This window comes from Micromonospora polyrhachis (assembly GCF_014203835.1).
Lineage (GTDB): Bacteria > Actinomycetota > Actinomycetes > Mycobacteriales > Micromonosporaceae > Micromonospora_H > Micromonospora_H polyrhachis.
The window spans coordinates 1,091,081-1,101,807 of sequence record NZ_JACHJW010000001.1 but is presented as its reverse complement, the minus strand read 5'-3'; the positions used below and the strand labels follow the sequence as shown (position 1 = coordinate 1,101,807).

The following is a 10,727-nucleotide window of genomic DNA, read 5'->3' as shown; positions in this document are numbered from 1 at the left end:
GACCACCGGCCGAGGGTGTGGCTCTGACCGGTGGAGAACCGGCCAGAGCTGGCTACGCGATGACGGCGGCCAAATCGTCGAGGATGAGCAACTGCAACTCGTCACCGCTGGGGACGCGGCGTAGCTGCCGGAGCCGCTGCGCCTGGGCCTTGCGGATGCCGTCGAAGAGCTTGCGCGCCTCGCGGGCGTTGCCGAAGTTGCGGTCCTTGGACATCGCCGCGAAGTAGCCGCCGATCGAGGCGTGCAACTCGTCGGAGAGCCGGTATTCATGCGCCTCGGCCATGGTGGCGAGGATGTTGACCAGTTCCTGTGGGGAGTAGTCCTCGAAGACGATGGTCTTGTTGAACCGGGAGGCGAGGCCAGGGTTGGCGTCCAGGAATTCCACCATCTCGCCGGTGTAGCCGGCGGCGATCACGGCGATTTCGTGCCTGTGGTCCTCCATCAGTTTGACCAGCGTGTCGATGGCTTCCTGGCCGAAGTCGCCGCCGGACCCGAACGACCGGGACAGCGTGTACGCCTCGTCGATGAAGAGCACGCCGCCCAGTGCCTTCTCGAAGGCTGCCGCCGTCTTCTCCGCCGTGTGGCCGAGATACTGACCCACCAGGTCCCGCCGGGCCACCTCGACGAACTCGCCACGCGGCAGGATGCCCAGCGCGGCCAGCAGCTTTCCGTAGATGCGGGCCACCGTGGTCTTACCGGTGCCCGGGGAGCCCGCGAAGATCAGATGGTTGGTCGATGCAGCGACGGTCAGGCCACCCCGGCGTCGCCATTCGTTGACCTGCAACTCGTCGATGATGGCGTGCACCTCGGCCTTCACACCGGGCAGGCCGACCAGCGCGTCGAGTTCGCCGAGCAGCTCCTCGGAGCGCACCGTGTCCTGAGCACGCATCGTCACCGGCTCGGCGCGGGCCGCCGGGCGGCCGGCCTCCTGCATCTCGACCCGGCTGCCCGGGGCCAGCAGGATGCCGGGTGCTGCGGTCTGCTCGACGGTGCAGCCGGTGATCTGGCCGCCGCAGTCCGGACCGACGCTGATGCCCACCCCGACCGCCTCGGAGATCCGGCACCGGCGCAACACCACGTTGCTCTCCTGGACGACGGCGACACCGATGTCGCCCGTACGGGAGATGGTGCAGTTCTCCAGCGTCGGGCGGGAGTAGTCGTACACGTAGACACCGCGATAGCCGGCATCGGTGATCAGGCAGTTTCGCAGGGTCGGGTCGGCCGAACGGACCAGGATGCCGTCGGAGACGATCTGCGTCACCGTACAGTTGGAAATCGAGCCCGCGCAGTCGTCGAGTTGGATGCCGAGCTGGGCACCGACGACCTTGCAGCCGTCGAGGTCGAACTCGGTACGGGCACCGAGCTGGATGCCCGCGCCCGAGGCGGCCGAGCACTCACAACCCGCCATGGTGAGCTTCGTGTCCGTTGCGCTCACCGCAGCGGCGTCGACCGCGACGATGCGCAGTTGGCGTAGCTCGACTGTGCTGCGTTCGCACTGCACCGCCGGGCGCTGGCCGTCTGGCGCGATCAGGGTCACGGTGTCGGGCTCGGCGGCCACGATGGCAACTGACCGGGAGATCAGTGTCAGGTTCTCCCGGTATTCGCCGGGGCCGACCACGATCTGGTCACCCGGCCCGGCCATGGCCAGCGCGTCGCTGATCCGGGGGTAGGCACCGGCCTGGTCGGCCGACACGAAGTACGTCGTCATGGCTTCGCCGTCCCGAATCGCGAGGTGCAGACCTGCACCGAAGGAGCAACCTTGTCCACCGATAGCACAGCTACCACGACGAAACAGTAGTCGACATCGGGATTGACCGCGTTGACGCGTACGGATGTCGATGCGCGCGGTGCCTCGGCGAGCGTCGTCGCTTGCCGACCGGTGGGACCGCCCACGACATAGAAGGCGGCGACCCCCTCGCTACGGTCGACGAAGGTGAGCGTCACGGCGATCCGCTCGTCCTGGATATTGGTGATTTCCGGGGCACGGTCGGTGGCCTGGGATGCCTGCGGCAAATCCGAAGGGGAGGTCGACTTCGCCTCGGGTGTGGCGACACCCCGGGTGAACGCGACAGCGATGGCGATCAGCACCAGCAGTGCTGCGCCGCCGAGCAGTAGCCGTCGGGCCCTCATCACGGAGGCGACGGCATCGCCTGCCTTTGGTGGGGCGGGTACCGGCTGGGCCGGCGGTGGCGCGGGTGGTGCGATCTTCGCAGGGACGTCGGGCTTCGACGGGGCGGCGGTTGTCGCCATCGGCGGTGAGTCGATCACCTTCCTTGGATCAGCAGATGCCTTGACCGGCTCGGGGGGCGGCTTCAGCAGCTCGGTCGGTGCCTTTACGGGCTTGTCCGGCGCCTTGGCTGGCCTCCCGGGCGACGACTGCGCCGCTTCTGCGGATGCGGGTGCGGTGGGCTCCGCAGGCAGCGGCTCCACGATCGTCGAGTCCGTAGCTAGGGCGGATCGCGGCTCGGTGGTTTGCGTGGGCTCGGATTCTTCTGCTTTGGCGATATCCGCTGCCGCAAGTTCGGTGGGCACCGGCCGCGACGACATCACGGAGCCTGACTTCGCCTCCTGCCTTGTCCCTGAGTCGTTCGGCACTGCCGGTGCCGGTGCCGGATGCTCAGGCTCGTCGGTCGTGGTGGTGACCGATCCAGGCGGTGCGCTGGTCGCTGGGTCAGTGGCGACCGTCTTTGCTCGCTTCGTCAGTCTCCCCTTCGCCAGCGTGGTCAGCTTCGCCGTCCAGGGCTCGGTTGGTTGTGTCGATGCGGGTTCGGTCGGCGCTCCGTTCGCCGGCTCGGCCGGTCGCACCTTGACCGTCTTGGTGGCATCGACAGACCGCGTCTGTGCGGCGGGGGTGGGGCGCTGGCCTGCGGCCCGGGTCGGCACGGGCAGCAGCTGACCGCAGCTCGGATTCATGCAGTATGAACTCTCGCCATGCTCGGTATGTCCACACGCGACGCAGCTCAGTTTCTGCATGCGGCTGATTGTGGCACGCGTAAGGATGCGTGACACCACTCCAGCGATGCCTACCGCTCGGCAAGGTTCAACATCCGCGCCAGTCCGGCGTCGAACGTGTCCCCCACCCGTTCGACGGTGCCGTCCTGGCTCAGGTGGATGCCGCCATGCTCGTCGACCGCGATGATCCGATCGCCGATGGCACCGACCCCGGCGGCGACACCACCGTCGACCGGGACGAATGTGACGGGTACGTCGACCGGGGTCGGTGCCAGCCACAGTCGCGCCGGCCGGAGGTTGATTCCGCCGAACTCGGACACGACCGCTCGTACGCTGGCGGGGAAGGGGGCACCGGCCGGCGCGCAGCGGGCCCACCACGCGTCGGCGATGCCACCCATCTCGCGGCCGGGCTGCCAGCCCGCCATGCGCAGCAGGCCCAACAACGGTGCGGAGAATCGGTCTCTGGCCGCAGCCTGAGCGGTATAGAGGCGCACCAGCGAGGCCGTATCGACGTTGGGGCAGGGCGTCGTGACACCGGTGGTCCCGTCAATGATCATAGTCGCGGGCGCGTCCATGACTATGCCGGTGACCCCGGCCAGCTCAGGCAGCGTCCGTCGTGCCACGAAGCCGAGGTCGAAGCGTTCCAGTTGGACGGTGGAATCTGGGTGGAGCGCGTGTGCCCACTTGTCGGCGATCGCCTCTGCCTGCTCCGGAGTGATCACGACGAGGCTGGCGACTGGCCCGGGGTCGTTCCCCGCACCGCCGCCTGGTACGCGGCCAACGTCTCCTGATGCGAATCGAGCAACCCTTCGAGCCGCTCCCGCGCGAACTGCTCGGGGTCGGCTTCGAACGCCGCGCGCCCCGCTTCTGAGGTGAAGGCGTCAGCTGGCATGGCAGCCGCGTCGGCGGGGATGAACTTCAGCACCTCCCGCAGCGCCGCGATCCCGGTGCGCAGCTCGGCGTAGTAGCGCGCCCGCTGCGACTCGGGCAGGACAGCGGGGTCGCTCGGCACCACACGCGTCGTCAGATGGTAGCGCGTCAGAAACTGGTACGGATCGAGGACCTGAGAGGGCTCGTCGCCGCCGAAGGTGAACGGCGGAGCCAGCGTGTCCGGTACGGCGAAGCGGAACTCGCGTGCCTCACCGCAGCCTGGGCATTCCCCCTCGTACACGGAGGTCTGCTCTGCGCCGGGAATCAGGTAGTGCCGCTGCCACGCGAACCGTTCGGCCCCGCATGTGCACGGGTGCAGGCCCATGTAGAGGTGGCACTCCTCCGGTGATCGTGCTCGCAGCATCGTGTCCTCCCGCTGATCTCGATTCACTGGGACCATGGCACTGCACATCTTCACTGTTACCGGCACCCAACGGAAGTTGTCCCGCCGCCGCGACCCGCGCTGTCGATCACCAGGTGCGAGCGCAGGCGTCGTGGTGGTTACGAAACCGAGTCGTACGTGTGACTCGTCGCGGGGCGCTCAGGGGTTCCGTGGAAGGCAGACGTGTCGTACCTTGGCGTAACAGACGTCGATGGCAGGGCCCTCGGCTGTTACTCCATTTTGGAGCAGAGATGGCTGAATCAGATCTCCGAGACCCTGTCGGCGCGCTCACGGCGGCACATCGGCTGATGGCTTCCCTGACGGCACTGAACGATACCGTCTCCAGCGCGGCATCGCTTGTCGCCCGGACAGAGCAGATGGCACCGCTGTGGGGAAACGACGAGAGCGGGCGGCGGTTTCGGCAGAACTACACGGACTTCGGTGCGCAGCTTCGGCCGAACATCGTGCAGCTCGCCGCTGGGCTGGGCGAACTCGGAAAGTCGGTAGAGACCGCGGTGACCTCTATCGCGGAGGCTGACGATCCTCGTTACTTCACCAACTGACCGGCTGCTCAGTGATCGAGCGACCGGACTTCGGCGATCCCTGGAACCAGATTCGCGACGCGGTCCTCTGGGCCGGATCGGGTGGACAGGGGTGGCCAGAGGGTAACGAGGACCAGATCCGGCAGCTCGCCGCCGACTGGAAGGTGATGCGCGCCCAACTGGAGAGCGAGATCGCCACCGCGCAGGTCGCCGCCGCTTCGTTGCAGGGTGCCTGGGGCGGCGACTCGGGCTCTGCGTTTGCCGAGTCGTGGCAGGACATCGGGGTCAAGGTACCCAACGATGTCCTGGCCGACATGTCGAAGATCATTTCCGGTATCGAGCAGGCGGCGCTCGACGTCGAGCACAGCAAAATATCGATGCTTATCGAGACCTGTGTCCTGATTCTGGAGATCTTCTTCTTCGCCGTGGCGGCGTGGTTGACGTTCGGAATGGCGGTGGTCGCCGCCGGTGGTCGGATCGCTTTCACTCGTGAGGCCATCGCCAAGATGTTCCAGATCCTGGTGGATCGGGCTGGCCAATCGTTCGCAGAGGAGGGCGTCAAGGGCCTCATTCGGACCGCCCTGAAGGCGTTCGCCTGGGGTCTTCCCCGTCAGGCGCTCAACGAAGTTGCTGCCGAGGGCGGCGTCGAGCTTGCCACTGAGGAATACCAGAGAAAGGTCCTGAAAACCCGTACCGGATACGACGTGGACAAGTTCAAGGCAGCGGCGATAGGTGGCGCCGCAGGTGCCGGGTTGTCGTTCTTGTCGCCGATCGGGCACACCCTGGCCAAGAGGGCCGACTCATGGGCAATCCGGTTCGCCGGCAATACCTTCACACGAGCCGTCGACGAGGCTGTCACCGAGGTCGGCGCGGAGAGCATTGCCAACGGGTTTGTCTACGGGAAGTGGGAACTCAACCTCGACAACCTGCACAACCGGGTCGCCGCCGGCATGGTCCGTGACAAGGTCAGCGAGGGTGCCGGGCTCACTCCGCGCACGGAGGGTTGGATCCGCACGAAGTTCGGGTTCGAGAGCCGGCAACAGTTGGAGACCCGCGAATCGGCCAAGGAAGCTGCGCAGCAGGCCCAGAGTAGAGCGGAGCACTTTGCTAGCCGCGCCCGGGAGGCGGCTGACATCGCCGCCCGTCGGGCGGATGAGGTCTCCACGATCACCCGGCAGCTTGAAGAGGCTGCCACCGCTGCCCATAACAACGCCATAGACATCGCCGGTAACAACGCCACGACCGATGCCGAGCGGTTCCAGGCGATCCAGAACGCCCAAGCCGTCGAGGCCGCTTATAAGCAGTTCCAGCAGTTGCAGCAACCGACTGATCAGCTGGCTGCTGATGCCGCCCGGGCTGCCCAGACGGCCCAAGAGGCCGCGCAGCGGACTGCTCAGGCCGCCGGTCGAGTTGCAGAGGCCTCCACCGTGCCGAGAGCGGTCTGGGCGGCACAACACGCGATAGGTGCCCACGTCAATGCCTTCGAGGCAGCCTTTGAGGCTGGTGTAAAAGCTGGGGTCAGCGAAGACTTCTTCGCTCTGCCAGCCGATTCCAATCCAGACGCCAATGCACCGAGCGACGGGGACACCTCAGCCACGCCCGACTCCTCGACCACGCCCCGGTCCTCTGCGCCGAATGCCGATGTACCTCCCGCCGCCAGCGCTCCCACGTCTCCCACAGCTGAGCCCTCGACACCCGCGGCGCCCCCGGCGACCGAACCATCGACCGGCCCGCCGACGACCGATGCCACGCCTGCTGCCGCCCCGGCGGCACCCGACGCCTCGGCCCACACCAGCACATCACCGAACACCGGCACACCAACCAGCATCGGCGCATTGCCGGCCGCCGGCACGCCAACCAGCGGCAGCACGGCGGCTACCACGGGCAGGTCGCCGTCGACGACCAGCGTTCCGTCCAGCGGACGGTCGGAATCGGCGCGCAACAATGCTGACGCTGGGCAGGCGGAGTCTGGGCGCACCGAGTCTGAGCAGGTAGGTGCTGGGCAGGCGGAGTCTGGGCGCACCGAGTCTGAGCAGAGCGAGCCGAGGCGGGACACGGAAACGCACGCCGGTACGGAGGGCCCCACAACCTCACCAGCGAACCCCACCGCAGTTTCCAACGCGCCGGTCGATACGCCGACCGCCGCCCCGAACGTGGTACCCCTACGACCTTCGACCGGCCGGACCGCACCTCCGATCGGTTCCTGGTCGGAGGCGCGAGCAGGTCATGTAGACCCGAACCATCGCAGCAGCCAGAGTCACCTGGAGTCGGTGATCCCTCGAGACGCCGACAATCAGCCGCAGGTTCATCCGGATCCCCGCGCAACACCATGGCAGGAGGCCATCACCGGATCCAACCCGCTAGAAGCCAACTGCCTCGATGCGATCGTGTCCGAACTCTGCACGTTCTACGGCGTTCCGACTGTGGCTGGGGTCAGCCGTGCCGGTCAAGCCCTGCCTGTTTCGCTCTTCGAGCGCTGGATTGGCGGCCGATTCGACACGATGGTCGCGAGTCCGGCGGCCATGGCGTGGATCCAGTCGCAGATCAGTGGTCCGGCACGCCACGGCTGGACAGCGGTGGTTTCATACGCCCACCGGCCCACTGCGACTCCGGGTGGCCACGGTGTGGTCGGGCACAACGTATCCGGGGAGACCTCCTGGTGGACACCCGGACTCGGCAGCGGGGCCGTCGACCAGCCGCCCGACCCCAACGGCATGCTGCTCATGCAAGTCATGATCTTCGACAGTACGGGCCGGCCCGTCGACCTAGCGATACCGCCGCACCTGAGCCGCCCGCCGGTAAGCCTCAGCATCGCGGGCATGCCCGGTGACAATGATGCGTCGAACACTGGCGACCAACCCGCCGTCGGCGGGACGTCGCAGTCAGAAGGGACATCGCAGACCAGTGCGACACCGCAGACCGGCGCGACGCGGCGAGCGGATGGGGCAGTGCCCGCCGGTCCCGTAGCACCGCCGGTCGGGCCGCTGACGAGTCGCGTGCTGGCTGCCGTCGAGGATGTGGTAGCCGCGTTGTCGAGCGCGTCCCAGGAACTTGGCGTGGGCCCGGTGGACGTCTCCGCGTTGGCGGACGATGGCCGGATCGTCATCCACGTCAATGGCCGAGAGCGCACGATCGACGTGGTTGCGCTGGTGACGCGGAACGCCGAGCTGGACACGCTTACCGACGCAGAGCTGCGTATCGTGCTGGCGGCGCGGCTCGCCGACGCAGCGGCCGACCTGAGCCGGCCTCGGCTGGCGCGGATGCGTTGGGGGGCGGGCCAGCGGTTGCGGCAGGCCGCGTTACGCGCACACCTACAAATGTTGGCCCAGCTGACCACCGACGTGACGATGACCTCGGAGACCCGGGCGGCAGCGCGGCAGCAGTTCGTCGACCTGCTTACTCAGGTCGACGACCAGATGACGCTGACCCCCGAGGCCCAAAACCTGGCCACGCTGTTGGCGGCGGATCCAACGGCGATGGCCCAACCGGACACGCCGCAGCCCGCGCCCACCCGGCTTGCCGAGTTGTACGACGACTACCGTCGGCTGCTACGCAAAGGCCGGTCAGCTGATTCGCAGAAGCAGCAGGGGTTCGAGGAAGCGGCGCTGCAGGCGGTTCGGGTCGAGCTCGAACGCCTACGGGCCTACCACGCGGAGGTGCTGGACATCCTCGTCCAGCGCCAGCAGGCGGGCTTCGGCGGCCGAGCCCAGATCGCCCAGCGGATCACCGAGCACCAACGAATGGTGAACGATCTCGAATCGGTAGCCCAGGCCATCGACGAAGCTCATCGTCATCGTTCCGGTGAACCCCGGGTACGCCGAAGTGAGCGGCTTGCCGCAGCCCAGGCCATGGGCCAGCGCAGGTTGCACCGCCGGATCAACGCAGCCAGTAGGAAGGACCGGTCAGCGCTGCGGAAGCGGTGGCACGAGACCAGGCGCCTACACGACCGGTACCGCCAGGACGCGGACCGGCTACACAACGTGGTGACGGAAGGGCTGGAGCGGGCACAGCGAACATGGGTGGGGGCAGAGCGTATCCGGGAGATCGAGGCGCGACAGCAGGCCAGCCAGGTGGTGCCGGTGGCCCTGCCGTTCACGGGTCGCGAGCTGACCGCCGCTCGGGATGTGGCGGCGACCCTGGCGGGGGCATCGGAAAATCTGACAGCACACCCGGTGGACGTGTCGACGCTCGCCGACGACGGCTACATCAGAATCTACGTCGATGGGTGGGAGCGGATGATCGACGTGGCCGCGCTGTTCGCGCGGATCACCGATCGGGACACCCTCTCCGACGTGGAGCTGCGTATCGTGCTGGTCGGACGGCTCGCCGACGCGGTGACCGGCCTGAGCCGGCCTCGGCTGATGCGGATGCGCCGGGGTGCGGGCGAGCGGTTACGGCAGACCGCGTTGGGAACGCGCCTGCACATGCTTGCCGGTCTGATGGCCGACCCGGCGATGACGACGGAGACCCGGGCCATCGCCCGGCAACAGTTCGCCATCCTCCTGCCCCAGATCGGTGACCGCGCCACGCTGAGCGGTCGGGCACAGAACGCGGCCGTGCGCCTGCAGTCGGACCCGATGGCGATGAACCAGCCGGACGCCGTCCTGTCACTGCTCACACCGACCCAGCTTGTCGAGCTGTACGACGACTACCGGCGGCTGCTGCGGGAAGGCCGGTCGGACGATCCGCAGACGCAGCAGGCGCGGGAGGAGCGGGCGCTGCAGGCGTTGCGGATGGAGTTGGATCGCCTGCGGGACCATCATGCCGCGGCGCGCGGTGTCCTTGTCCAGCACTGGGCGACAGGAATCGGTGACCGGGTCCAGTTGGACCGGTGGATCGGCGAGCACGAGCGAATGGAGGAATTCCTCCGGACCGTCGAGCAGACCATTGAGGACGCGCATCGTCCGCACTTCGGAGAGCCCCGGATACGCCGGCTGGAGTCGCTCGTCGCGACCGCATCCGACAACGAACACGCGTTGCGCCAGCGCCGTGGTGCCGGGCACATTGAGGCCCGGGCCAGTTGGGTAGCGCAGATAGAGCGAATCAGGCACATCGAAGAGCAGCACCGCCTCAACGCGGACCGGCTACACCGTTCGGTGATGGTGTCGTTGGAGCAGGCGCATCGGTTCTGGGCAGCGGTGGAGCAGCAGCGCCAGACCCAGGCCGACGAGCTTCGGCGCGAGTTCCGCACGATGGGTTACGACGACCTGCAGGCCGTGCTCGGCAGCCCCACCACGCCCGCCGATGTGGCCGCTCAGCTGCCGCTACTACTCGCTGAGCGGATCGTGAACGACACACTCGGATCGGAACGTAACACCGTTCCGCCGGCGGTGGTCAGGCGGCTGGTCAGCTCTGTCGCGACAGGGCTGCGTGCCAGCGCCGCGACCGATGCCAACTCGGTTTCGCGAGCGCGAGCCGCGGTGACGGCGGCGGTCGCGCATCACCTGGCTGATGCCCGTTCAGGGCAGCTCGCCGAGCAGCCCTCGGGTGTTTCTGGTGAGCCTCGCGAGTCTGATCCGCTGCTGGAGGGTGCGTTGTCGGCGGGGGTGGCGCCGCCGCAGTCGGGTACGCCGCATACGGGTACGCCGCCGAGTAGTTCGTCGGGGCCGGATGTGATCACGTCTGGCGCGGTGGAGCGTTCTGCCTATCGGGGTGATTACCATCCGGACACTCCGGAGGGTCGGCGGGAGCGTTTGGAGCTGGCGAGGAGGTCGGTTGAGGAGGCGGCGCGGGTTGCGCTTGGTGATGAGGCGACGGTCTCTCTGGTTGATGGTCGTCCTGGGGTTGTGCGGGTCAAGGTTGCGGGTGCGTCTGTAGATCTTGAGCTTGGGGTTGATGATCTTTCTGGGCGTGGGTTTGCGGTGCCGCCGGCTGCGATGTCGCAGCGTTTGGGTGATGGTTCCGGGTGGGCGGTGACGCTG

General features: G+C 67.5%; 6 protein-coding genes (1 of these 6 cut by a window edge). 2 read left to right on the top strand and 4 right to left on the bottom strand.

Annotation, left to right across the window (positions count from 1 at the left end):
- Nucleotides 1-52: 52 nt before the first annotated feature.
- The 4 genes from FHR38_RS04215 to FHR38_RS04200 all read right to left on the bottom strand — a co-directional run bounded on the left by FHR38_RS04215 (nt 53) and on the right by FHR38_RS04200 (nt 4,246).
- Nucleotides 53-1,708: a right-handed parallel beta-helix repeat-containing protein gene (locus FHR38_RS04215; RefSeq protein ID WP_184532944.1), complete on the bottom strand. Its 1,656-nt coding sequence runs from the start codon at nt 1,706-1,708 to the stop codon at nt 53-55.
- A complete protein-coding gene (locus FHR38_RS04210) occupies nt 1,705-2,250 on the bottom strand; it encodes a hypothetical protein (protein WP_184532942.1) in 546 nt (181 codons plus the stop codon). Before FHR38_RS04210 ends, FHR38_RS04215 begins: the two co-directional genes overlap by 4 nt.
- Nucleotides 2,251-3,023: 773 nt before the next feature.
- Nucleotides 3,024-3,674 (bottom strand): SUKH-4 family immunity protein, encoded by a 651-nt coding sequence (locus FHR38_RS31930; protein WP_184532940.1) that lies wholly within the window; start codon nt 3,672-3,674, stop codon nt 3,024-3,026.
- On the bottom strand, nt 3,671-4,246 hold the full coding sequence (locus FHR38_RS04200) for a hypothetical protein (protein ID WP_184532938.1): 576 nt from the start codon (nt 4,244-4,246) through the stop codon (nt 3,671-3,673). The genes FHR38_RS31930 and FHR38_RS04200 overlap by 4 nt, the downstream gene beginning before the upstream one ends.
- A 269-nt stretch (nt 4,247-4,515) precedes the next feature.
- On the opposite strand from FHR38_RS04200, the gene FHR38_RS04195 reads away from it, so the two are divergent.
- Together FHR38_RS04195 and FHR38_RS04190 are read left to right on the top strand one after the other, a co-directional pair.
- Nucleotides 4,516-4,827, top strand: coding sequence for a hypothetical protein (locus FHR38_RS04195; protein WP_184532936.1), 312 nt, complete (start codon nt 4,516-4,518; stop codon nt 4,825-4,827).
- Between the two features lie 11 nt (nt 4,828-4,838).
- Nucleotides 4,839-10,727: the beginning of a WXG100-like domain-containing protein gene (locus FHR38_RS04190; RefSeq protein WP_184532934.1), read on the top strand. It continues 35,574 nt past the right edge of the window; the window shows 5,889 of its 41,463 coding nt (coding positions 1-5,889); its start codon is at nt 4,839-4,841; its stop codon lies off the right edge, out of view.